A 22,407-nucleotide genomic window follows, 5' to 3' on the forward strand; every position below is an offset into this window, starting at 1 on the left:
CCGGCTAGCCATTGATGATTCTGTCCTACAACGCTGCGGCGCGCTATGCTGGCGGGATGACGGATTCATCCCTGACCCAACCGTTGGGGCGCGCCTCCGCGGAAGTTTACACTAGGCGACAGCTCAGTGGTCCACGATCCGCATTTTTCTGCACCCTAGAGCCAAAAGTCACAGAAAATAAAAACCTTCATTACTGTAAAGCTGACCGGACCCGAAAATGACATGGAAACCCGAACTTGAAGAATTGGCTGAGCGCCAACGGCTTGCCGAAAAAATGGGCGGCGAGGAAAAAGTCTCTCGCCAGCATGGCCGCGGCAAGATGGATGCGCGGGCGCGGATTGCGGGCATTGTCGATGAAGACAGTTTCCGCGAGATCGGCAAGATTGCCGGACGCGGGACCTATGCCGAAGATGGGACGTTCGAGGATTTCGCGCCGAGCAACCTGATCTTCGGTCGCGCCAATATCGAGGGCCGCCCGGTTGTTGCCTCTGCCGATGATTTCACCGTACGCGGCGGGGCGGCGGATGCGGCGCTGCACCGCAAGTTCACCCAGTGCGAAAAAATGGCGCATACGCTCGGTATTCCGATGATCCGGATGATCGACGGCACCGGCGGCGGCGGATCGGTCAAATCGCTCGAAGATATGGGCTTCACTTATGTGCCTGCCGTTCCCGGCTGGGAAGATATTATCAAGAATCAGGACACTGTGCCTGTGGTGGCGCTGGCGCTCGGACCGACAGCGGGCATGGGCGCGGCGCGTACCGTCGCCAGCCATTATTCGATCATGGTTAAGGGGCTTTCGCAAATATTTGCCGCTGGCCCGGCCGTGGCCGCCGCGATTGGCGATGATCTGAGCAAGGAGCAATTGGGCGGGGCGGATATTCACACCACCAACGGGGTAATCGACGAAGAAGTCGCCAGCGAAGCGGAAGCCTTTGTCACCGCACGCAAATTCCTCTCCTATCTGCCGAGCAACGTGAACCAGCTATCCGCCCGCACCGAGAACTGGGATCCGGTCGGCCGCAAGGATGAAAGCCTGCTTTCCGCCGTGCCGCGCGCGGACAAGCAGGTTTATTCGATGCGCAAGATCATGACATCGGTGTTCGACGAAGGCTCGGTGTTCGAAATGGGCAAACGCTGGGGCCGCGCCGCGATCACCGCCTTTGCGCGGCTCGACGGCTGGCCGGTTGCGGTACTAGCCAATGATCCCTCTTTTCTGGGTGGGTCTTGGGAAGCCAAATCATCGGAAAAAGTCGAACGCTTCGTCAAGCTGGCGGGACAGTTTCACCTGCCGGTCGTCCATCTGGTCGACAACCCCGGTTTCATGATCGGCGGCGAGGCCGAGCGCACCGGCACCATCCGCTATGGCGTGCAAGCAATGAACGCGGTCTATAAAGCGACCGTGCCGTGGGCCAGCGTCATCGTCCGCCGCGCTTATGGCATCGCCGGCAGCGCGATGAGCAATGCCGAGAATTTCCAATATCGCTTTGCCTGGCCCTCGGGCGACTGGGGCTCGCTGCCGATCGCCGGTGGTCTGGAGGTCGCCTACAAGAGCGATATCGAAAGCGCCGAAGACCCGGCAGCGCGGCTGGCCGAGATCAAGGCCAAGCTCGACAAGGTCACCTCGCCCTTCCGCACCGCCGAGCAGTTCAGCGTCGAAGATATCATCGACCCGCGCGAGACGAGGCCATTGTTGTGCGAATTTGCTGACTTGGCATGGCGGAAACTGGGTACGTAGGGCCGCCTCGCGAGATTTAGCGAACGGAAAGCGAATCGAGCATGACAGGCGCTGATTTGTTCAATGACCGATCCGGGCGCCACGGTGACGTTAACGTTTACAATATCCTTCAACCTTCTCCATTAATTCCCTGGTTCAAATCGGGACTCAACCGATAAATTATTCCCGCTCAAAATCAGATAGTTGACCATGATTGTGCCAATTATCACCGCGAAATGTCGAATTAATCCTATCGATTTTAAAAGAACCAGATATCATTTCATCTACCAAAACGAACGGTTCATCGTTGGTACAGCAACGAAATGCCATTTGAAGCGAAGGTAACGAAGTAGGTTTGGCACAATCAAAAAGGAAGAAACGATGTACTTATCGCCTAGATCATTCATCAATCAGCCTGTTCAGACATTGGCCGAACAGGGAACTCAGCGTGGTTATCAGCCGCTCTATCACCTCGACATTGTCAACCGCTGCCCTGGTTGCGGTAAATCAAGCTGGCATGTCGGCCGGTTCAGTGCGGAATGCGCCCATTGCGAGACCGCTTTGCCGCTGGCCATGGTTGCCAGCCAGCCGATGCAGCCGCGCTTTACCGAGCATTTCAGCAAAACCGCGATGGCGGCCTGACCACTGTTGGGTTCAGTCTGATTTCAAACCGGCCAGATAGGTAGCTGCCGCATTTGACTTGATCCGGACCCACATCGGTTTGTGGTCGGACAGTTGATAAGTGCGCCAGTTGCCCTTGAAATATGTGGTAAGGGCCGCACCCTGCTTGTCCTTGCCACCCGCTTTCTTCCGCAGCTCGTCTTCATATTCGAGCGTGTCGCCATCGCGAAACACCGATTTATATATCTCGAAAATCCCGGCATTGGCTTTTTTCGGATCATCGGTCTGACGGTCGATGAAGCTGAGCGTGTCATCATCGGTCATGAACGCGATCTGGTCATAATATTTGCTGAGATCGAGATTGGATGGCCGGTTGAGCGCATTGGGGATGCGGAATCCGTGCCGCTTCAGCGCGGTCATCGTTTCGTGATCCGGATGGACGATATTGAAATCTCCCAGCAGGATTAGCGACCGCCCCTCTTTCTTGGCCTGCTCGGCCCGGTCGCCGAAATAATCGGCAACCCGGTCGATCTCCTGCACCCTTTCTTGCAGCTTCGACCCCGACGAAGACCCGTAGAACAGATGCACGGTGCAGATATCGAATTTGAACCAGCCGGACTGGAAGGCGGTGATGAACGGCGATCGCCGGAACTGCTTGCCCTGATAAAGCTCGCCACCCTCCCCTGCAGTGTCGTCGGTGATCAGCATATCTGTCGGCAGAACGATTTCGCCTGCGATATTCTGGAACCGCACCTTGCGCTTGTCATAGAGGTAGAGCAGCCGCTCTCCGCCACTGCCAAGCTTGTGATGGGTCTTGTCCGAAGCGATAAAATCATAATCCGGCCCCAGCCGGTCCATCACCGCGCGCCAGTCGTCGAGATCGACCACTTCCTGCACCGCGACAAAGTCGAAGCGCGACAATATCTCGGCAATATACATTAGGCTTTCCGGCAGTCTTCGGACCTTGCCGAAATTGCGGATATTCCAGGTCGCCAGCAACAAGGTCTGCTCGCTGTCCTTGTCCGGCACCTCCCGGTCAAGCTGGCTGATCAACCGCTCGAGATTGCCGACAACCCGCGCCCGATCGCTTTTCGGGATATATTTGAGATAATAATATTGCGGCATTTGCTTCTCCGATATTCAGGAACAAAAACACGCGACCGGTTTATCTTTCCCTGACTATATCTGATCTGGCTGCAGTAGGACAGTCTCGATCAAACCGTGCCGCTCGCCCTAGATATCGCCGAACGCCTTCAGCGCAGCCGGCGCCACCACATCGCCCCATTCCTGCACGAAATGCCCCGCATCCTTGATCAGCAACGGTTCGGGACAGCCTTTGATCAGGCGGCACATGATATTCATCACCGGCGGTCCAACCACCGGATCGGTACCGCCGATCGCCATGAAGCTGGCCCCCGACCATTCGCTGCTCCAGAAGGCTACCGCCTGTTTGCTAACCGCGACGCCGTCCATGTCGGGCGAGACCGGGACCAGTGCCGGAAAGGTCCGCGCGCCGCTTTGATAGCTGGAATCGGGATAAGGTGCATTATAGGCAGCAACCTCCTCCGCAGTCAGTTGCGGCGTCTTGCCGGCAATGATCTCGCCAGCATCGAATATCGGCGTGGTCAGCGCATATTCTTTCCACTTGTTGAATCCGGCACTCTCTCCGGCACCAATAGCCAAGGCGGTATTCATGATGATCAACCGCGACAGACGCCCTTTGAAATCTTCATCCACAGGCAATGTCAGCCCGATAATTCCGCCCCAGTCATGCATCACCAGAGTGACATTTTTCAAGTCGAGCCGCTCGACCAGCGCCAGGATATGATTGCGGTGAAAATCGAACGTATAGGTTTCGAGCTCCGTTGGCTTGTCGGACCGGCCGAAGCCGAAGAAATCCGGACAGACCACGCGCGCACCAGTGGCAGTGAAATGCGGGATCATCTTCCGATAGAGGAACGACCAGCTCGGCTCGCCGTGCAGGCACAGGAAGGTCTTTTCGGCATCCGCTGGTCCGGTATCGATCCAGGCCGCGCGCAGTCCTTCATAACCGGGCAGATCATCGGCATAATATACCGGATAATCAAAGTCCGGGATATTGGCGAAACGGTCTTCAGGCGTGCGGACAGCAGCGATAGTCATTGGTTGGGGGGCCTCTCGAGTGACGACGCGCAACCTGTCAATATATCGAGATTCGGTCAAGCGGTGATGGATCACGCTGAACAGAATAAGTTGGCCTTGGCCCGACCAATAGCTGGACAGAACTTTACACACAGCGCCTTGTTTATTTTCTGTAACCTTTGCCCCAAAGCCTTGGAATTCCAGGCTTTTATCACGACAGATGTTCTGTCGAGTGTAACCTTTGAAATTGCGCGCCGCGAAACGCTGGCAACCAAGAGGAGGCACACAGAACAGACCCATAGCAACGCCCAGCATAAGCGCGGTGACCCATTGTAGGAAAGAGCCTGTCCACGGCAGGACCAGTCGCCCGCTTTGACCCGTGGCAGGACCGAGGGCCGCCTGCAGAATCGTGCTATTTTTGCAACGTTCCGGCATTATTGGAATTTATCCGGCTTCCGATGGAACGACCAGCGCTGCCGACCGTTCCCCTTGTCCGTCTATCAATCGCGCCGAGTGCCGGTGCGATGATCGACGATAAGCCCGCAATGATAGCGGGCCTCACCGGAGCGCTCTTGTTCCATATTTAGTTAGTTGGAGTAAAATGATGAAATCCCCCATGATCACCCCCCTGATCCTTTCTTCCGTCGTCGGCGCCGTTGCCGTGGCCACCCCCGCCGCTGCGCAGTCCGACTCAACTTTCACCGGTCCGCGCGTCGAAATCCTTGGCGGCTATGACACGCTGCGTTCGGGCAGCGACGTTGACGTCGACACCGACAATGACGGCATTTTCGAGAATAACACGCTCGACCAGTCGGTTGACGGTTTCGCTTATGGCGTCGCACTCGGCTATGACATTGATGCCGGCCCGGTCGTCCTTGGCCTTGAAGGCGAATATATGGATTCGACCGGCCGTCAGGAAGGCGATGAAGACGTCAACGCGCCGTTCGGCTATCGCATCAACCTGAAGCGCGATCTCTATATCGGCGCGCGCATCGGTGCCAAGGTCACCCCGACCACCCTGCTCTACGCCAAGGGCGGTTACACCAACACTGCAGTGGAATCCCGCTTTCAGGACCGGGCCGAAGCCGATGGCGTCGACCTGAACTTCGACGACAGCCAGCAGGTTGACGGCTACCGTCTCGGTGCCGGCATCGAGCAAGTGATCGGAACCGGCGGAAACGGTAACGGATCCGGCGCGTTCGTCAAACTCGAGTATCGCTATTCCAACTATAGCTCGCTCAAATATAACGACACATTGTTCAACGATAACAATGAAATCGGCGTCGACCTCGACCGCCACCAGGTTGTCGCGGGCGTTGGTTTCCGCTTTTAAGACGGAGCTGGTCTAGTAACAGATGGGCGTGCCGTTCGATGGATGGCGCGCCCTTTTTTTGTTTTTGGGAGATGGCGTGTCACGCACCGTCTATTGGTCGGCCATCGCCATAAGCTGCGAAGGAAAGGGCGTTGCCAGCGCTCCGGCATCGTCGCCAGCCAGCCAGTTGTCATAATCATCCGGCTGCAGGATCACTGGCATCGCCTTGGGATGGACAGGCTTTACCAGCGGATTGGGCTCGCACGTCAGGAAGGCGAAGACATGGCCTTCATTGGATGGTCTCCAGATTCCGGCAAAGGCGGATAGCGGCGCTTCCTTCACCGCGAACCAGCATTCCTCCCGTCCCGCGTTGGGCTTTGGCTCGGCAAAACGGGTGAAGGGAACAAGACAGCGATGTTGGGGCTTTGCCAGCATAGATCTCCAAAACGAGCTCGACAGGTTGCGAACATTGGTGATGCGCTTGGTCACCGTGGTCCCAGGGCGCTTGCCCTTCATGGTCAGCGGCACGCCCCATTGCATGCTGTCGAGCATCTTCTGCCCCTGATCGATGCGCACAACCACGGCTTGATACGTCGGCCAGATATCGATCTTTATTTTGGAAAACGGCGGAATGGCATCAGAGCCGATATATTGCTGCCATGTGGGAATGGCTTCGGGGTGGTTTTGATAGTGATTGCACATGGCTGCAATGTGCATGACTCTGCACCAGCCACAAACACTTTAGGTCGTTTCAACAAAAAAAGGGGAGCGCAACCGCACTCCCCTTTCCAAACTTTATCCAGGTAACAGCGGCCTAATTCACCGCGTCGCCCTCAGTCTCATTCACCCGGTACAGGAAAACCGCGCTTCTTGAGGATATATTTGACCTCCGGATCGCGGCCGCGGAATTTGCGGTAGGCTTCCTTGCGGTCGGTTTCATTGCCGGTCGCCAGCAGGATCGAGCGGAAGCGCTCGGCCGTGGTCTTGTCCCACGGGCTGCCCGCTTCTTCAAAGGCGGCCCAGGTGTCGGCGTCCATCGTTTCCGACCAGAGATAGCTGTAATAGCCGGCCGAATAGCCGTCCGAAGAGAAGAGGTGATTAAACTGTGGCAAGCGATGCCGCATCACGATCTCTTTCGGCATGCCGATTTCGGTCAAAGTCTCGCGCTCGAACTTGTCGGGATCGGTGACGGGTTCAGCGCGATTGTGCAATTTCATGTCGACGATCGCCGAGGACAGATATTCGACCGTAGAGAAACCCTCGTTGAAGGTTTTTGACGCCTGGATCTTGTCGACCAGTGCTTTCGGGATCGGCTCGCCGGTCTTGTAATGGGTGGCGTAGGTCGAGAGGATATAAGGCGTCATCAGCCAGTTCTCGTTCACCTGGCTCGGATATTCGACAAAGTCGCGCGGTGTGCCCGCAAGACCCGGATAGGTGATGTCATAGTTAAGATAATGCAGCGCGTGACCGAATTCGTGGAACAGGGTCGAGGCATCGTCGAGGCTGATCAAAGTCGGCTCGCCGTCACCGCCCTTGACGAAATTATTATTGTTCGACGAGATCGTGTAATTATTCTTGCCACCCAGCTTGTAGCTATCCTTGTAGGTGGTCATCCACGCGCCGGAACGCTTGCCGTTGCGGGCATAATTGTCGAAAAACTGGACGCCGATGACCTTGTCGCCGCGCTTGACTTCAAAGGTGCGAACCTCGGGATCGAACACCGGAATGCTGCCGGTGGTTTCGGTGAAGGTCATGCCGTAAAGCTTGCCCGCCGCGTCGAACAGCGCATCCATCATCTTGTCGAGCTGGAAATAGGGTTTGATCTCGGCGGAATCGAGGTCATATTTCGCCTTGCGGACCTTCTCCGCATAATAGCGATAATCCCACGGCGCGATGGTGATCCCGGCGCCTTCGGCATCGGCTACTTCCTGCATGTCGGCAACTTCTTCACCGACGCGGGCGACGGCGGCTGGCCAGACTTTCATCATCAGGTCCATCGCCGCTTCCGGCTCTTTCGCCATCGTATCGGCCATGCGGTAATGGGCGTGGGTCTTGAAGCCCAACAGCTTGGCGCGGTCGGCGCGCAGCTTCAAGATCTTGGCGATGGTCGCGTTGGTGTCATTCTTGTCACCATTGTCGCCGCGGTTGATATAGGCGGTATAGACTTTTTCCCGCAGATCGCGACGGGTGCTGTTCTCCAGAAACGGCTGCATAACCGAACGGGTGTTTTTCAGCGCCCAGCCGGTCTTGCCCTGTTCTTCGGCCGCTTCAGCGAGCGAAGCGACGAAACTGTCCGGCAGGCCAGCCAGATCGGCTTCGTCGGTCAGGAAGATGAAGCTTTCCTCATCGGCCAGAACCTTGTTGGAAAATTCGTTAAACGCCTTCGACAATTCGGTGTTGTAGGCGATCAGCGTTTCTTTTTTCGCGCCGTCGAGCAGAGCGCCATCGCGCACCAGCTGTTCATAATTGCGCTCGACCAGACGGGTCTGCTGCGCGTCCAGTCCGGCGGATGCGCGATTGTCGTAAACCGCCTTGGTCTTGGCGAGCAATTTCGGGTCGAGGGTCAGCTGGTCGAAGAACGCCGAGACCTTCGGCATCCATTCGCCCTGGATTTCGCGGATCTGGTCGTTGGACAGGTTGCTGCTGTGCACGCCCCAGATCGCGAACAGGTCATTGGCTTCATTGCCGACCAGTTCCATCGGTATAGTGAAATTCTCGAATGTAGCGGGAGCCGGATTGTCGCGGATCGCGTTCACCTCGGCCTGGATCTTGTTCATTGTCGCCTGAAAAGCGGCAGGAAAATCGGAGACTTTCACTTCATCCCACGGCGGCACGCCATCATAAGGGCCAGTCCATTTCTGGAGGATGCTATTTTCGCTGGCCGCTGCGGTGGTCGCCTGCATGGCGCTCATTTTGTTCAATTCTGCTGTTGTCATTTTTTTTCCATGATCGTCGGCCAGAGCGGGTGTCGCGGTCGCGCCGAATAGCGCGGCGCTGGACACGCCCAGAAAGAATTTGCGGGTGGATATCGTGAATCGCATGTATTTTTCTCCAAATATGGGACCGCTGTCGCGGATCTCTCAAAAGCACCTGACGTGTATTTGGGGATGGTCTAGCCAATGCGAAGCGGAAACGCAAAAAAGGTTGCGCTGGAAATCAGTTATTAGACGAACGACGATTTAGCATCGATGAACGACATCAAAAAAAGCGACTATGAGGGTCTTTCGGCCAGCAGCGCACGAACCAGAGGCTGCAGATTTTCGTCATAGCGGGCCAGCAGGACATGTTCTTCTGCCGTCTCGAAATGGCTGACCAGCTGGCGGCCGTTCCACCAGTGCAGGGCAATGGCCGGCGCATCGGCAACGATCATATTGCGGCCGTCGGGATTTTCCGGATCAATCGGATCCAGATCCAATGCTACCTGTGGTGCGGTCGAAGCACAAATCGCCAGACTGATATCCTGCCACCAGGTTGAAATATTGCGATGCAAATGCCCGGTGATCATGCCCTTGACGTTATCATGGCCGGCAACCGTATCGGCCAGGCGCGCGACCCAAGGCTCATCGGGATGGGTGTCCATCCAGTCGATGCCGCTTTCTATCGGCGGATGATGGAGAATCAGGATGGTCGGTTTTTCGCTATTTTCCACAAGCCTGTCAGCCAGCCATTTCGCGCGGACCTCGCAGAACGCGCCCCCGTGCCTGCCCTCCTCGAGCGTATCGAGAAACAGCAGCCGGAGTTCCGGCGTGTCGATCTCATATTGGACAAAGCCGCTCACAGTAGGAACGGCCGGGAATTGTTTGCGGAACGGCGCCCGCAGATCGTGATTGCCGAGACACATGTGGACCGGGAACGGCACGGCCGCCAACGCGGTTTCAAGCCGCCGGTAGCTTTCCTGATCGCCGCGATCAACCAGATCACCGGTGGCCAGCAACAGGTCGGGCTGTGGACTCATATCGCAAATGGTCTTGATCGCCTGATCGAGCCGCTTGCGGTTGAATTCCGCCGGATTATCGGGGTCGAAACCGAGATGAATATCCGTGATCTGCGCCATCAACATGGACGCCCTCCCCTTTTTCCCTCTGCCCTATTTCCAGGCAATCTGTTTCTCCGGCTTGGCCTGTTTGTCTTTCTGTTGTTCCTTGATCAGCCAGGGAGCGCCATCGTCGGCGTGATAGTCGTGGCACATCGCGCAGGTCGAGGGCACGTCGGACGCTTTCTGGAATTCGCCACCATGACATTCGCGGCAGGTCTTGATGCCCGGCAGCAGCAGATCGGTTGCTTGCTTGGACGTCGGCGCATTGTGACAGCTCTCGCACGTCTCCTCGATATGGGCGTCATGGCTGAACCAGCCGTTGTGCATATAGCGATCGGTTTGCGTCACCGGCTTGATCCCGTAATCAACCCGGCCGCGAGCGGTTGGCGGGGTAATGCCGTGGCAGTCGAAACAGGCGCCACCGCGCGAGAATACCTGACTGATCGCCAGATTGGCGCGGCTCGGACGGAACTGGACGGCTCGGGCATAGTCGCTGGCAACACGGATTTCGTTGCTGGCCCCGGGACGGCGGCGCTTCATCCCGCCGAGATTGATCGGACGGGTCGGGCGGGTGGAACGGTAATAAGCCTGAAGATCGGCCTGCACCATGGCCGGTTCGCCGTGGCGCAAGGTCCGGACAGTGCCGCCGATCTCGTCAAAGGCGAGACTGTGGCACATGCTGCAGTCTTCCTTCATATCGACGGGTTCAAAACGCACGCCCTTCGGATCGGCTGTATGGCAGTCCTTGCAGACCAGCGAGGAGCCGAAACCAAAGTCTTTCGACAGTCTCCGCCCCATTTGCGCGATTCCGCCGGTCTTCGACAGATGCACGTCGTGCGGAAATTTGAGGCCGTTATTGTCGATCGGTTTGCTGTCGATCGAGACTCTCTTGCGCAGCGGATCCTTGCCACCCGGAGTCACCAGGACCGCGGGCCGGAACTGTGGATGTTCGATGCCGAAATCCGACGCATTTTCCAGTTTTGTGTCGGTCAAACGTTCATCCATCCCGCTGTGGCAATCCGCGCAGAATTTTTGCGCAGTCGGTTCCATAGCACCGCTGCCCTCATGCTCGCTGTGACATTCGACACACCTGCCCGGTGGTTTGTTAAACGCAGAAGCAAAGGCTGCTCCGATTTTCCCGAAACCTTCCGGTTCACCGCGCGCGGTCAGCAGTCGCGGCTTGGCGGCGTGGTCGTGCGCATCTTCCTGGTGACAGGTAAGACAAGTCTGGTCCTTGACCGTGACAAAGGCATCGACATGGCAGGCCTGACAGTCTTTTTCGAGCGCATGATGAGCGCTGCTCAGCGCGCCGGATGACCACATGCTGTCGGCGTAAAACTGGTCAGGTCGTTCCTCGACCCCGCGCCACGTCGACCATGTATAGATCGGCCAGATCAGGAATGCGGCCAGCACCAGCGCGACAAAGCCCCAGGCGGTGAGCCGCTTGCTCGGCAGCAGGTCCTTGAGTGTATAGAGAGTCTTCTCGTTCCGCGTTTCGGCGGAATCGGACAAGGCCTCGACCCGCTTGACCGTCAGGACAATATCGTCGCCCTCCTGGCTGACGACGATGACATGGCCGCCAAAGCCGAGCTCGGCACCGGCGGACGGATCGATGGTGACCGAAATCCGGTGCTTGCCGTCGAGCGTGAAGTTCTGGCCCGAAGTGCTTTCAACGATGATCTGCCCGTCGTCGCGCTTGCTGATAATGGCATGGTCAGGATTGACCGCAAGGTCTGGCAAATGGATCGCGTTTGTTGTGCTGCGGCCAATGCCAATCTCGTCTGCTGGAAACGGATTGGACCGGATAATTTCCCGGCCATCTGCGGTGGTCGCGATCTGGCGAACAATGAAGGTCATATCTGGATCTCCATCCTACCAGTAAAAAAAGACGCTGATGATATGCGCGGTGAGCGAAGCGATCAGCGCGAAGGTCATCGGAACATGGACAAACAGCCAGACTTGCAGCATCGCCTTGAGCTTCAGATGGCGACGGACGCGGGCAAGTGTGGCTTCCTTTTTCTCGAGCAGCGCATCGACCTTGTCGAGCGGATCATCGCTGCCCATTTTCGGCTGATAGGCCCGCTCGCGACGCAGATCAGCCTGTGCCTGTCGGGTCGCGCAATCGGGATATTTTCCGGAAATCCGCCGGAAGAAGCCGCCGCCAAACGGGTCCTGCTCGAGCGACTGTAGCACCAGAGCGGCATGTTCGCCCGATAGAGGCTGTGCCGCCTCGTGCAACTGCCGGTCAAGCGAGCGGAGATTTTCGAGCATCTCTGTCTCGGTCATCTCGTTGCGATTGTCGGACAGCGCTTTCGGGATGGTGACGTAAAAATAGATGCCGACGATGCCGGAAATGATGACGATCATCATGAACACATAGGCGGCGGTGTGGATATTCCAGCCGAGCTGGAACCCGGTGTGCAGCGTGCCGATCACGATCAGGCTGAGGCCAAGATAGATATGCGCCGATGTCCAGGCTTTCAGCGACCATTGGCCCGGCGTCATTGCCCGCTTGCGCACCCCGAGCATGGTCAGCCAGAGGATCAGCAGCGCGCCAATCGTACCCAGCGTATAGCCGTACCAGCTGCCGCCATTATGGCGCGGCGACACATCAATAAACAGGTAACTTACGATGCAGACCAGCATGATTGCCGCCGAAATTTTCAGCCAGCGGAAACCGGCGTGCCTGAGGAAACCGTCGTGCATCACGACTTTCTTGCGCCCGGATTTTGCGGATATCGCCTGGCTAGCCACTACACATCCTCCGCTTCAAGTTTGGAGACGGTAAGGAACTCTTCCGGAGCCACGCGGATAGCGGCGCCGGTCGGACAGGCGCGGACGCAGGCAGGCCCGCCCTTGATCCCGGCGCACATGTCGCATTTGATCGCCTTCTTGGGTTTTTCGACCGCAGGATCGCTATGGTCGGATACCCAATTCTTGTCGGGCTCTCCGGGGCCAGGGCCAAAACCGAACAGCAGCCAGTTCAATATGCCCGGTTTCTTCGGCGGCACCTTGTCCATGCGGATCACCCCGTAGGGGCAATAGCGCTGGCAATTGCCGCAACCAATGCAGGTGTCATCGATGAACACTTCGCCATCAGGGCCGCGGTGGATGGCGTCCGGCGGACAGTCGGACATGCAATGCGGATGCTCGCAGTGACGGCAACTGGTCGGGACGTGAAGATGCGCGTAGGTGCGCCCCGCCTCGCGGTCGAGGCGTGACAGGCCTTCATGGCTGTCGGCGCAGGCTTTCTCGCAATTGTCGCAACCGACGCAGAGATTTTCGTCGATCAGCAGCACATCCGTGGCTTCGCCAATGCCATTGTCCACCAGGAAATTGGCGATCCCCGAATACATGTCGACCACGCCCGAGAAACTGTCCTTTTTCGCCTCGACAAAGGCGTTGATATCCTGCCGTGCCGCCATTTCCTTCTTCGCCTTGCGCAGAAGATCGGGATGGGCATCGAGCACTTTCTTGAACGCATCGCCGTTGATCTTGATCACTTCGGACTTGATCGCAGCTTTGACCGTCGCGGTGCGATAGCCACCGGCGATCAGCGTCATTTCACCGACATAGGAGCCGGCCGGCAGATAGGACAGGAACACCGGCTTGCCGCCAATCTGTTTCTCGACCACCATCGATCCGACGCGAATGACGTAAATATCATTGCCGTCGCCACCTTCCTCGATAATCGTCTCGCCGGCCCGGACATTGATAATCTCGCTGGACTCGACGACCTCGACAATATCTTCCTTGGTCAGGCCCGATCCGAACATCTGCAGCAATTGCCGCTCGGTGGATATCTGGGTGATCCGGCGTTTGGCGGCCGGGACCGAGGCTTGCAATTTGAGCGCAGCCGTGCGCGAAATTTCGACCAATATGACATCTTCAGCCGCCCTGATCGTCGCGCCACGGCGGCGTCCGGAAATCAGACCGACTTCGCCAAAGATAGAGCCCTGTTCGATCGGCACGGTGATCGAGGGATCGTCCGGATTGATTTCTACCGCCACCGAACCTTCGGCAATGGCAAACAGCGAACTACCCGGATCGCTTTTCTCGAAAATCACTTCGCCCCGGCGATAGCTTTGCGGCTCGCTGTCGAGCATGAACTCGCGCATCTGCAAAGGGGACAGATCGTTAAGAATGGTCACATTGGAGCGGAAGAATTCCAGCCATTCGTCGACCGAGCGGCGTTTTGGCAGGCTGGCAAATTTTGCTTCGAGTATCGGTTCGTCGGCAGGCTTCAGCTCTGTGTTGCCGTTGATGAACTCGATAACATCATAGCCCTGGTTCATGCAGTGCTTGATCAGCGGATAGCCAGCCAGCGCACCGATGACATATATGCCCTTCTTGGTGCTCTCGAATGCCGGCGACAATTTGGGATAGGCTTCGCGATCCTCGCTGGTAAATTCGATCCCGCATTCTTCGACGAACTTGCGCGGTGGCGCGCTACCCATGCGGGCGATGATCCGGTCGCATTTGATCACTTCCTGGCCGTCGCGGGTTTCCAGCACCAGCTCGCCATCCTTGACCTCGGCCGGCGTCGTCTCGTTACGGATATTGACCTTGCCCTGCTCGCCCGCTTCCATCAGCAGCTTCACATTGGCCTTCTTCGCCCGGGCAAATTCCGCCGAGCGGTTGAGAATGGTGACAACATTATTCTGCGCCGCATCGGCGGCAAGACCCAGCGCATTTTCGATACCCGCGTCGCCCGATCCGATGACCGTGATATGTTCGTCATAATATTCACCGGGATCATCGAGCTGATATTGCACCAGCTTATTGTCGCCGCCGGGACAGCGCATCAGATTGGGATTGCCTTGCGTCCCGATCGCCATGACGATGGTCTCGGCCAGTAGCGTATCACCGTTTTTTAGGGTGATGGTAAAATTGCCTTCGTCACCCTCGATCTTCACCGGCTCGGCTTGATACATGACATTCACGCCATGACCGGCGGTCTGTTCGTCCCATGTCCCCAGAATGGCTTCGCGCTTGCCCGCGTCAAATTCCATGTCCGAACGCAACACCAGCTGGCTGGGCGTCGCCATGACATGCTTGCCCTTCTGATATTTGTAGATGGTATCGGACAGATGATCGGTTTTCTCGAGCAGTACATGTTTCAGCTTCAGCTGCGCAGCGCGCCCAGCGGCGCTCATGCCGGCTGGTCCGGACCCGATTATGACTACTCGAAACTTGTCCGACACGCGCTTGCTTCCCCCCAATTGATTTTCGACCCGACGCACCCTCATACGTCATGTCGACCCGGTCCAGTTCACTGCCCGGTTGTAGCGCGACCCAAAAGATTGAACTTTGGCAGTATCTTACCAAAAAGCCTCTTCATTGCCAGTGCAAAATATCACAGTCATCTCCGCGCTTGTCAGGCAGTGGATCGCTCCGTATCTCTGCGCGACAATATCACGACACAAAATAGCTTGAGGAATGACCATGGCGAAACCAGCATTTTCGATGAATATCAGCCGCATCGCTCTGATAGTAGCGGCTCTGCTGGCACTGGCTGCTGTCGGAGTGCAGGTCTATCGCAGCACGACCGACGACTCTGGCGCAAGCTCGTCAGTCGCCGCTACCGATACAGAAACCGCGCCGAGCGTAGACGAGGTCATCGCCGGGCTGGAGAAGAAGCTGCAGGAAAACCCCGATGACGCGGAAAGCTGGCGGATGCTGGGCTGGAGCTATTTCGAGACGCAAAAATTTGCGGAATCGGCAACGGCAATGAAACGCGCGACCACGCTTGATCCCGACAATCCGGAATATTGGTCGATGCTGGGGGAAGCCCTGGTCATGACCAGCGATGGCCAGCAGGTCCCGCCTGACGCCGCCGAAGCTTTTCGCAATGCGCTGAAGCATGACGCAAAAGACCCGCGCGCACGCTATTTCCTCGCGGTGCAGAAAGACATATCCGGGGACCATAAGGGCGCGATCGATGACTGGTTTGCACTTCTCGCCGACACGCCTGCCGACGCGCCTTATGCCACCGATATCCGCCGCGTGATTGGCCAGGTGGCGGAGAATGAAGGCATTGATGTCGCCGCGCGTCTCGCCAAGGCAACACCGGCGGCACCCACCGGCGGTATCTCTACCGACGGCCCCGCAGTCGCCACCGCGGCGATCCCGGGACCCAGCAGCGCTGAAATGAAGGAGGCGGCTGCCCTGCCCCCCGGTCAGCAGGAAGCGATGATCGCCAATATGGTCGACGGGCTCGACAAGCGGCTGCAAGCCAATCCCAAGGATGCCAACGGCTGGATCATGCTGATCCGCAGCCGCATGCAACTGGGCCAGACGGTGCAGGCGAAACAGGCACTGGATCGGGGACTGAAAGCGTTTAAGAATGACGGAGCAGAAGCGAAACGGATCAGGGAAGCGGCTGCGGCACTAGGGGTTTAGGCAAGCTCCTCGACGCCAGCGAAGAAATGATGCGGCAGTCGCCGACCGTGCCATCGCCGGAACATTGCAGCATAAGCGTCAATTCGTCGCGCAGGGCGGTGAGATCGGCGATTTTCTGTTCGACGGCGAGCAGATGCGCCGACGCCACTTCATCGATCGCACCGCAAGGCTCTGCATTATCGTCGGCCAGTGTCAGCAATTCGCGGACTGACTTCAGCGTAAAGCCCAGGTCGCGCGACCGCCGTATGAACATCAACCGTTCCAGATGGGAGAGTTCATAGTCGCGATAATTGCCCTGCGTTCTGGCCGGTTTTGGCAGCAGCCCCGACGCTTCATAATAGCGAATGGTTTCGACCTTCGTCCCGGTCGTCTTTGCCAGTTCCCCTATTTTCATTGCTTGACCCTATAGTTACTACAGGGTGCATAGCTAGGGACGAATCGCAAATTGTCTAGGGAAATTTGATGGCCGGAAATTGTTGTGGAAGCGGAACAGACGATCAGGCGTCGCTGAATGACCCGCGCTGGCGGCTGGCTTTGTGGATAGCGCTCGCCGTCAACGCGAGCATGTTCATCTTTGAATTTGCCGCCGGTGCCGCAGCAGACTCACGCGCGCTGCAGGCCGATGCCCTCGATTTCTTCGGCGACAGCGCCAATTACGCGATCAGTTTGGTGGTGGCAGGCATGGCGCTGAGCTGGCGCGCTCGCACCGCATTTCTGAAAGGTATAACATTACTCTCATTCGGGCTCTGGGTGCTGGTGACGGCGATCCTCGCCTTCATCAACGGCACCGCGCCGCATGCCGAAATGATGGGAATCGTCGGCGCGATGGCGCTGGTCGCCAATGTCGGCGTTGCCTTGCTGCTATACCGTTTCCGCACCGGTGACGCGAATATGCGCTCGGTATGGATATGTTCGCGCAACGACGCGATCGGCAATGTCGCGGTGATGATCGCGGCGCTCGGCGTGTTCCAGACGGGCAGCGCCTATCCCGATCTGGCGGTCGCCGGCCTATTGGCGGCGCTGGCGATCAGCGGCGGCTGGCAGATAGTCTGGCAAGCCCGCAGCGAGATGCGCTCGGTGAGCGCAGAGGCGAAACGAGCGGAGGATCGGTGAAGAGGGTGATACATCCTCTCCGCTTGAGAAACAGAACAAGCTTTATCTGAACAACGGCTCGCCAAAACTCCTCAGCTTGCGACTGTGCAGTGTTCCGGCTTCCGCTTCTTTCGCAAGCAGGTCGATCGCGCGCAGTCCGATCGCGAGATGCTGGCCCACGCGTTCCTGATAGAAAGCGTCCGCCATGCCGGGCAGCTTGATCTCTCCGTGCAGCGGCTTGTCCGAGGCGCAGAGCAATGTCCCGTAGGGCACGCGGTAGCGATAGCCGTTGGCGGCGACGGTCGCGGATTCCATATCGATCGCGATGGCGCGGGACTGGTTGAGCCGCTTGGCGATCTGTTCGAAACGCAGTTCCCAGTTGCGGTCGCCGGTGGTGACCACGGTGCCGGTGCGCAATTGCTGCTTGAGCTTGGATTTGTCGATGCCGGTCTCTTCCTGCACCGCCTGGGTGAGCGCCAGCTGCACTTCGGCTATTGTCGGCAGCGGAATGCTGGGCGGGAGCACGTCATCGAGGACGTTGTCGTCGCGCAAATAAGCGTGGGCAAGGACATAGTCACCGAGCCGCTGGGTCCGGCGGAGCGCGCCGCAATGGCCGATCATCAGCCAGACGTGCGGGCGGAGCACCGCGAGATGGTCGGTAATCGTTTTGGCATTGCTCGGACCGACGCCGATATTGACCAAGGTCACGCCGGGACGACCATCACTGCGGACCAGATGATAGGCCGGCATTTGCGGCGGCTTGGCGATGGGCGGAGCGGAAGGCTTGCCATCCTGACCGGTGATCCGGTTGCCGGGTTCGACCAGCATCGTGGCTTTGCCGGATGTCACTTCCTTCAGGCCATGTTCGACAAATTCGTCGACATAGCGCTGATAGTTGGTGAACAGGATGAAGGGCTGGAAATGCTCGGGCGCGGTCGCGCAATAATGGCGGATCCGGTGCAGCGAATAATCGACCCGCTCGGCGGTGAACAAAGCCAGCGCAGAGGCTTCCTCGCCTTGGAAAATCTGGCCACCATCGACGATTTCGTCATTGGTTTTGACAAGATTTGGCGTGTGGAAATAATTGGGCAGCTTTTCCTTCTTCGCCCGGTCGAGCCCGGCACCGGCATCCTCGAGCGCAAAGGCCAGCGGTATCGGCGTGTCCGACAGGCCGACCCAGATTTTAGCGGTAAAGGTGGTGTCGATACGTTCCAGCTGGTCGAGCAGATAGAGACGGTATAATTTCGGTTCGGTTATCGTCGTCCGGTATGTGTTGATATCCGCGAGATGCCCCGATGCCAGATGGCTGGTTTCGGTCGCCTGATCGGCCGGAATCTGGACACTGATCTGCGGGTAAAGACCCTGTTGACGATCGTCCCTCGACAATTTCGATGTCGCATAGCGGGCAAAGCGTGTCGCCGTGACTGCGATTTGTTCGGTATAGAGTTTTTCAAGCAAGGCCACGGCTTCGGCTGGCGTGGCGCATAGAGTGGAATCGGTTGTCATGTAGTCTCCGTTACAGTTTCAGCCCTTTAACGGAAAAACAGGGCAAAGGGAAAAACTAACGGCGGGAAAGTTCGAGAAAGCGGGCCGCTGCCTCGAATTCCGCCTGTTTGAGATTGCGCATCCCCACGGCCACGTCGTCTCGGCCCCATTGCTGTTCCTGCCAAAGTTCTTCGAGGTTGACGATTGGCCAAAGCGTTTCGCTATCATGGGTCTGTTCCACGAGACCCAGAGTGGCGATCAAAGAGCCGGACAGGCCGACAAGGGAAAGCATCGCGGCGACGGTAAAGCCGTCCTGCGCCTCGACCACATTGGCCAGACGCGTGATCGTGTCTTCCGGCTGTGCTTCATACCGGATGCCGTGGATCAGATTGAAGCCGACATCATAGCGTTGCCGCGCCCAGTCGAGCAACGGGTCCCAATGTTCTGCCTGATGGTCGATCAGCGCCTGCTGACCTTCATCAGCGCGATAGTAGAGCATGTCGCTGTCGGCAAAAGCGGCGATACGACCGACGATCCGGTCGCGCTCGCTTTCGACCTGATCAAGCGCGCCCTGCGCCAGACCGGTCAGCGGCATCGACGCGGGAATGATATCCTCGCCCTGCGCCGCCCATTCAGCCGCAATCGCGTCGGCAAGTCCGGGCATCGGCACGGCAAGCTGGTTGCGCTGCGGTGTCTTCATCGGACGTCCGTCGAGCGAGATCGCAAAGGCGTCGCCGACCGGCGATACCGATACGTCCTTGTAGAAACGTTTCATGGAGCGTCCGTGCCTTCTGCCGCTTTGGCCATTGCTTCTTCGGCGACCCGGGCGCGAATATATTTGCGGATGATCCAGACCGGCGCAGCCCACATCTGGGCCATGCCCAAAAAGATCAGCGGATAGCCCGAAAGCGGAGGAACCGGCGGCAGGCGATCGAGCACGATAGCCAATCCGAGCATCACCAGCACCACGCCGAGTAAACGGACAAAACTGACCAGAAAATGCACAGCTTTGGCCTGTTTTTCCTTTATCGGGTCGGGAATATACTCGGGTTCGTCATCAATCGGTTCGCTCATCGGTTCAATATTCCGTTCAAATCCGCCATGGTGGCCGCCACGACTTCGGCGCCGGCGCTGATCAGTTCATGCTCGTCATGATAGCCCCAGTCGACCCCGACCGCGCGCACCCTGGCGTTGACCGCCATCTCCATATCGAAGCTTGTATCGCCGATCATCGCCGTGGTCTCGGGCGAGGCGCCGGCTTCGGCTATTGCCAGCTCGACCATCGCCGGATGCGGCTTGGACGGATGCCGGTCTGCGGTCTGCAACGTGACAAAACGATCAGAAAGCCCGTGGGTTTCCAGCACATGGCGAAGACCGCGATCCGACTTGCCCGTGGCCACGCCCAACACCCAGCCGGATGCTTCCAATTCTTCCAATATTTCGAGCAGTCCATCATAAAGCGGTTCGTGAACACCGCCCGTCTGACGCAACTCGCGAAAGCCGTCTTTATAGGATTGGGTCACCGCGGCGACGATCGTGTCATCGCCTTCCGGGTGCAATTGCGCCACCGCTTCCATCAGGCTGAGGCCGACGATCCGGCGCACCAGATGATGATCGGGCGGAATCAGTCCGTGTTTTTCAAAGGCCTGATCCATCGAGGCGCAGATATTCGCCTGGCTATCAACCATCGTGCCGTCGCAGTCGAACAAGGCGAGCTTGTTGGTCATCTTGTCCCGAATTCCTTCATCAGATGGGCCATCGCACGGCGACCGGTAGCATCCAGCGCCGCAGCGGCTTTTTCCCGCACCGCAGCCGGTTTGTTCTGGCCAAGCTTGGCGGTTGGGCGCCAGGCCAATATTTCCATTTCAAAGCCGACAATCGCGTCGACCATCTTGTCGAATTTTTCCGGGTCCATCTTGTCCCGATGCCACGGTTTTTTGGGAGTCAGCTTCGCTTCGTTCCGGGCTGACAGGTCGTCCAGCAGACTGATCAGGCCTTCACGCTCCATCTGGCGGACCGTGCCTTCCAGCTCCAGAGCCAGATAATTCCAAGTCGGCACCTGATCGTCGATCCCGTACCAGTCCGGACTGATATAGGCGTCGGGACCGTTGATCACGCACAGCGCTTTGCCGTTGGCGATATGCCTGGTCAGCGCATTGCCACGCGACAGGTGGAATTGCAGCGCGCCGTCGCCGGTCGAAAACACCGGTACATGCGCGACCCGCGGGCCATCCGGCGTCTCCGCAAAGAACATCCCGAAACCGATATCGGCAATCATCGCCTCGAGCGCGGCCCGCTCGTCGGCGTCCTGATGATCATTGGCCGATTTGGGCCAGCGGAAGGCGGGATCCGGATGCATTATTTGGGTTTCTTGTGGAGAGCCTGTTTGACCTTTGCCTTGTGCGGCATGTTCTTCTTGTGCGTCGCCTTGCCGGCATTCGGACGTTCCCGCTTGGTCGGTTTGCCCGCCTTGGTCGGCTTGCCATCGGTTTCGCCACGGCCACGACGTTCGCCGCGCTTGTCCTTGCGGATCATCTTGGCGTGCGCCTTGGCTTGCTGTTTGCGGACCATTTTGCCGCCCGGCTTCTTCTCGTCGAGCGGAAGATCACCGAGGATCAGGTCGAGACCGAGATTATCGATAGATTCCGCAAAATGGGTCGGCAGGTCCGCGGTCACGTCCAGATTGTGGCCGTCGGGATGCTCGATCCGCAGCCGCCGTGCGTGCAAATGCATCTTGCGGCTGATCGTGCCGGTCAGGAACGCATCCTTGCCGCCATATTTGCCGTCGCCGACAATCGGATGGCCGATAGCCGCCATATGCACACGCAACTGATGGGTGCGCCCGGTATGGGGTTGCAATTCGACCCAGCAAGCGCGGTTGCCGGCCCGTTCGATAATCCGGTAGCGCGATTTGGCTGACTGGCCGTTTTCTTCGTCGACGTGCATTTTCTCGCCGCCGGAACCCGGCTGCTTCGAGAGCGGCAGATCGATCACGCCATCGGCAATCTCCGGCACGCCCATGACGAGCGCCCAGTAAACCTTGCGCACGTCGCGACCGGAAAAGCGTTTCGAGAAAAAGGCTGCTGCCCCCGGCGAACGCGCCAGCAGGATTACGCCGCTGGTGTCCTTGTCGAGTCGGTGGACCAGTTTCGGTCGCGATTTCGCATCATAGGTCAGCGCGTCGAGCAGTCCGTCGAGATGGGTTGTCGTCTTGCTGCCGCCTTGCGTCGCCAGGCCGGGAGGCTTGTTGACCACGATCGCGGCCTTGTCCTTGTGAATCACCAGTTCCCGGGCAAAATCGATCTGGTCCTGTGACAAGTCTGATTTGGCTTTGGCAACGCGGCCCGGCCGTTCGATTTCCTGTGGCGGTACGCGCATGACCTGTCCGGCCTGAATCCGGTCACCCGGCGAGACTCTTTTGCCATCCAGCCGCAATTGCCCGGTCCGCGCCCAGCGCGACACGATATTGAAGGGGACATCTTCCATATGCCGCTTGAACCAGCGGTCGACGCGAATATCGTCGTCATCGGGAGAAACCGTGAATTGCCGGACATCGAGTGTCTTCAGCGCCTGCATCTGTTCCTTGGGCGAGCCCTGGGGCGATTCTTCGTCGGAGCCGCT

20 protein-coding genes are annotated in these 22,407 nt (G+C 58.1%); 5 read left to right on the forward strand and 15 right to left on the reverse strand.

The genetic code is table 11. The features are described 5' to 3' along the window. Positions 1 to 217 precede the first annotated feature (217 nt). A complete protein-coding gene (locus AAC060_RS08300; RefSeq protein WP_339824889.1) occupies positions 218 to 1,738 on the forward strand; it encodes a carboxyl transferase domain-containing protein in 1,521 nt (506 codons plus the stop codon). Positions 1,739 to 2,098: 360 nt separating this feature from the next. Next, positions 2,099 to 2,359: a hypothetical protein gene (locus AAC060_RS08305; protein ID WP_339689232.1), complete on the forward strand. Its 261-nt coding sequence runs from the start codon at positions 2,099 to 2,101 to the stop codon at positions 2,357 to 2,359. A gap of 12 nt (positions 2,360 to 2,371) precedes the next feature. Here the strand turns inward: AAC060_RS08305 and AAC060_RS08310 are convergent, their stop codons facing one another. Beyond that, positions 2,372 to 3,463: an endonuclease/exonuclease/phosphatase family protein gene (locus AAC060_RS08310; RefSeq protein ID WP_339824891.1), complete on the reverse strand. Its 1,092-nt coding sequence runs from the start codon at positions 3,461 to 3,463 to the stop codon at positions 2,372 to 2,374. A gap of 108 nt (positions 3,464 to 3,571) precedes the next feature. Continuing rightward, positions 3,572 to 4,480, reverse strand: a complete 909-nt coding sequence (locus tag AAC060_RS08315; protein ID WP_339824893.1) for a haloalkane dehalogenase — start codon at positions 4,478 to 4,480, stop codon at positions 3,572 to 3,574. Between the two features lie 580 nt (positions 4,481 to 5,060). On the opposite strand from AAC060_RS08315, the gene AAC060_RS08320 reads away from it, so the two are divergent. After that, entirely contained in the window at positions 5,061 to 5,792 is a 732-nt protein-coding gene (locus AAC060_RS08320) for a transporter (protein ID WP_339824895.1), read from the forward strand. A gap of 90 nt (positions 5,793 to 5,882) precedes the next feature. Here AAC060_RS08320 and AAC060_RS08325 read toward each other — a convergent pair whose 3' ends face one another. From AAC060_RS08325 to AAC060_RS08350, 6 genes are all read right to left on the reverse strand, one after another. Further along, positions 5,883 to 6,488 (reverse strand): SOS response-associated peptidase family protein, encoded by a 606-nt coding sequence (locus tag AAC060_RS08325; protein WP_339824898.1) that lies wholly within the window; start codon positions 6,486 to 6,488, stop codon positions 5,883 to 5,885. Positions 6,489 to 6,610: 122 nt separating this feature from the next. After that, on the reverse strand, positions 6,611 to 8,812 hold the full coding sequence (locus tag AAC060_RS08330) for a M3 family metallopeptidase (RefSeq protein ID WP_339824901.1): 2,202 nt from the start codon (positions 8,810 to 8,812) through the stop codon (positions 6,611 to 6,613). A gap of 170 nt (positions 8,813 to 8,982) precedes the next feature. Next, a complete protein-coding gene (locus AAC060_RS08335; protein WP_339824904.1) occupies positions 8,983 to 9,831 on the reverse strand; it encodes a phosphodiesterase in 849 nt (282 codons plus the stop codon). Positions 9,832 to 9,858: 27 nt separating this feature from the next. After that, on the reverse strand, positions 9,859 to 11,664 hold the full coding sequence (locus tag AAC060_RS08340; RefSeq protein ID WP_339824906.1) for a cytochrome c3 family protein: 1,806 nt from the start codon (positions 11,662 to 11,664) through the stop codon (positions 9,859 to 9,861). Between the two features lie 15 nt (positions 11,665 to 11,679). Continuing rightward, positions 11,680 to 12,513, reverse strand: a complete 834-nt coding sequence (locus AAC060_RS08345; RefSeq protein ID WP_339825544.1) for a hypothetical protein — start codon at positions 12,511 to 12,513, stop codon at positions 11,680 to 11,682. A 47-nt stretch (positions 12,514 to 12,560) separates the two neighbouring features. Further along, a complete protein-coding gene (locus AAC060_RS08350) occupies positions 12,561 to 15,056 on the reverse strand; it encodes a cyclic nucleotide-binding domain-containing protein (RefSeq protein ID WP_339824908.1) in 2,496 nt (831 codons plus the stop codon). 196 nt (positions 15,057 to 15,252) lie between these two features. Between AAC060_RS08350 and AAC060_RS08355 the strand changes: the two genes are divergently transcribed. Then, positions 15,253 to 16,209 carry a tetratricopeptide repeat protein gene (locus AAC060_RS08355; protein WP_339824910.1) on the forward strand — a complete coding sequence of 319 codons (957 nt, stop codon included), beginning with the start codon at positions 15,253 to 15,255 and terminating at the stop codon, positions 16,207 to 16,209. On the opposite strand, the gene AAC060_RS08360 is transcribed toward AAC060_RS08355, so the two are convergent. Then, entirely contained in the window at positions 16,178 to 16,603 is a 426-nt protein-coding gene (locus tag AAC060_RS08360) for a helix-turn-helix domain-containing protein (RefSeq protein ID WP_339824913.1), read from the reverse strand. The two genes, AAC060_RS08355 and AAC060_RS08360, sit on opposite strands and share 32 nt — an antisense overlap. 68 nt (positions 16,604 to 16,671) lie before the next feature. Here AAC060_RS08360 and AAC060_RS08365 point away from each other — a divergent pair, with 68 nt between their 5' ends. Continuing rightward, the gene (locus AAC060_RS08365; protein WP_339824915.1) at positions 16,672 to 17,322 is read left to right on the forward strand and encodes a cation transporter; all 651 of its coding nucleotides are present in this window, start codon (positions 16,672 to 16,674) and stop codon (positions 17,320 to 17,322) included. A 42-nt stretch (positions 17,323 to 17,364) separates the two neighbouring features. Here the strand turns inward: AAC060_RS08365 and AAC060_RS08370 are convergent, their stop codons facing one another. The 6 genes from AAC060_RS08370 to AAC060_RS08395 are packed head-to-tail and all read right to left on the reverse strand — an operon-like array spanning position 17,365 to position 22,362. After that, positions 17,365 to 18,807, reverse strand: a complete 1,443-nt coding sequence (locus AAC060_RS08370) for an AMP nucleosidase (protein ID WP_339824917.1) — start codon at positions 18,805 to 18,807, stop codon at positions 17,365 to 17,367. 55 nt (positions 18,808 to 18,862) lie between these two features. Continuing rightward, positions 18,863 to 19,561 (reverse strand): ATP12 family protein, encoded by a 699-nt coding sequence (locus tag AAC060_RS08375; protein ID WP_339824920.1) that lies wholly within the window; start codon positions 19,559 to 19,561, stop codon positions 18,863 to 18,865. Then, entirely contained in the window at positions 19,558 to 19,860 is a 303-nt protein-coding gene (locus AAC060_RS08380; protein WP_339824922.1) for a hypothetical protein, read from the reverse strand. The genes AAC060_RS08375 and AAC060_RS08380 overlap by 4 nt, the downstream gene beginning before the upstream one ends. Further along, positions 19,857 to 20,513, reverse strand: a complete 657-nt coding sequence (locus tag AAC060_RS08385; RefSeq protein WP_339824925.1) for an HAD-IA family hydrolase — start codon at positions 20,511 to 20,513, stop codon at positions 19,857 to 19,859. Before AAC060_RS08385 ends, AAC060_RS08380 begins: the two co-directional genes overlap by 4 nt. Next, positions 20,510 to 21,145, reverse strand: a complete 636-nt coding sequence (locus AAC060_RS08390) for an FMN-binding negative transcriptional regulator (RefSeq protein WP_339824928.1) — start codon at positions 21,143 to 21,145, stop codon at positions 20,510 to 20,512. Before AAC060_RS08390 ends, AAC060_RS08385 begins: the two co-directional genes overlap by 4 nt. Continuing rightward, on the reverse strand, positions 21,145 to 22,362 hold the full coding sequence (locus tag AAC060_RS08395; RefSeq protein ID WP_339825546.1) for an RluA family pseudouridine synthase: 1,218 nt from the start codon (positions 22,360 to 22,362) through the stop codon (positions 21,145 to 21,147). Before AAC060_RS08395 ends, AAC060_RS08390 begins: the two co-directional genes overlap by 1 nt. Positions 22,363 to 22,407 lie beyond the last annotated feature (45 nt).

The organism is uncultured Parasphingorhabdus sp. (assembly GCF_963975555.1).
Classification (GTDB): Bacteria; Pseudomonadota; Alphaproteobacteria; order Sphingomonadales; family Sphingomonadaceae; genus Parasphingorhabdus.

Excerpts from the sequence above, each read along its gene's own strand:
- AAC060_RS08395 (WP_339825546.1), bottom strand. The coding sequence starts at position 22,362 with ATGCAGGCGCTGAAGACACTCGATGTCCGGCAATTCACGGTTTCTCCC.
- AAC060_RS08360 (WP_339824913.1), bottom strand. The coding sequence starts at position 16,603 with ATGAAAATAGGGGAACTGGCAAAGACGACCGGGACGAAGGTCGAAACC.
- AAC060_RS08305 (WP_339689232.1), top strand. The coding sequence starts at position 2,099 with ATGTACTTATCGCCTAGATCATTCATCAATCAGCCTGTTCAGACATTG.
- AAC060_RS08315 (WP_339824893.1), bottom strand. The coding sequence starts at position 4,480 with ATGACTATCGCTGCTGTCCGCACGCCTGAAGACCGTTTCGCCAATATC.
- AAC060_RS08300 (WP_339824889.1), top strand. The coding sequence starts at position 218 with ATGACATGGAAACCCGAACTTGAAGAATTGGCTGAGCGCCAACGGCTT.
- AAC060_RS08375 (WP_339824920.1), bottom strand. The coding sequence starts at position 19,561 with ATGAAACGTTTCTACAAGGACGTATCGGTATCGCCGGTCGGCGACGCC.
- AAC060_RS08320 (WP_339824895.1), top strand. The coding sequence starts at position 5,061 with ATGATGAAATCCCCCATGATCACCCCCCTGATCCTTTCTTCCGTCGTC.
- AAC060_RS08335 (WP_339824904.1), bottom strand. The coding sequence starts at position 9,831 with ATGTTGATGGCGCAGATCACGGATATTCATCTCGGTTTCGACCCCGAT.
- AAC060_RS08380 (WP_339824922.1), bottom strand. The coding sequence starts at position 19,860 with ATGAGCGAACCGATTGATGACGAACCCGAGTATATTCCCGACCCGATA.
- AAC060_RS08325 (WP_339824898.1), bottom strand. The coding sequence starts at position 6,488 with ATGCACATTGCAGCCATGTGCAATCACTATCAAAACCACCCCGAAGCC.
- AAC060_RS08355 (WP_339824910.1), top strand. The coding sequence starts at position 15,253 with ATGGCGAAACCAGCATTTTCGATGAATATCAGCCGCATCGCTCTGATA.
- AAC060_RS08350 (WP_339824908.1), bottom strand. The coding sequence starts at position 15,056 with ATGAGGGTGCGTCGGGTCGAAAATCAATTGGGGGGAAGCAAGCGCGTG.
- AAC060_RS08310 (WP_339824891.1), bottom strand. The coding sequence starts at position 3,463 with ATGCCGCAATATTATTATCTCAAATATATCCCGAAAAGCGATCGGGCG.
- AAC060_RS08340 (WP_339824906.1), bottom strand. The coding sequence starts at position 11,664 with ATGACCTTCATTGTTCGCCAGATCGCGACCACCGCAGATGGCCGGGAA.
- AAC060_RS08345 (WP_339825544.1), bottom strand. The coding sequence starts at position 12,513 with ATGCACGACGGTTTCCTCAGGCACGCCGGTTTCCGCTGGCTGAAAATT.
- AAC060_RS08370 (WP_339824917.1), bottom strand. The coding sequence starts at position 18,807 with ATGACAACCGATTCCACTCTATGCGCCACGCCAGCCGAAGCCGTGGCC.
- AAC060_RS08385 (WP_339824925.1), bottom strand. The coding sequence starts at position 20,513 with ATGACCAACAAGCTCGCCTTGTTCGACTGCGACGGCACGATGGTTGAT.
- AAC060_RS08390 (WP_339824928.1), bottom strand. The coding sequence starts at position 21,145 with ATGCATCCGGATCCCGCCTTCCGCTGGCCCAAATCGGCCAATGATCAT.
- AAC060_RS08365 (WP_339824915.1), top strand. The coding sequence starts at position 16,672 with ATGGCCGGAAATTGTTGTGGAAGCGGAACAGACGATCAGGCGTCGCTG.
- AAC060_RS08330 (WP_339824901.1), bottom strand. The coding sequence starts at position 8,812 with ATGCGATTCACGATATCCACCCGCAAATTCTTTCTGGGCGTGTCCAGC.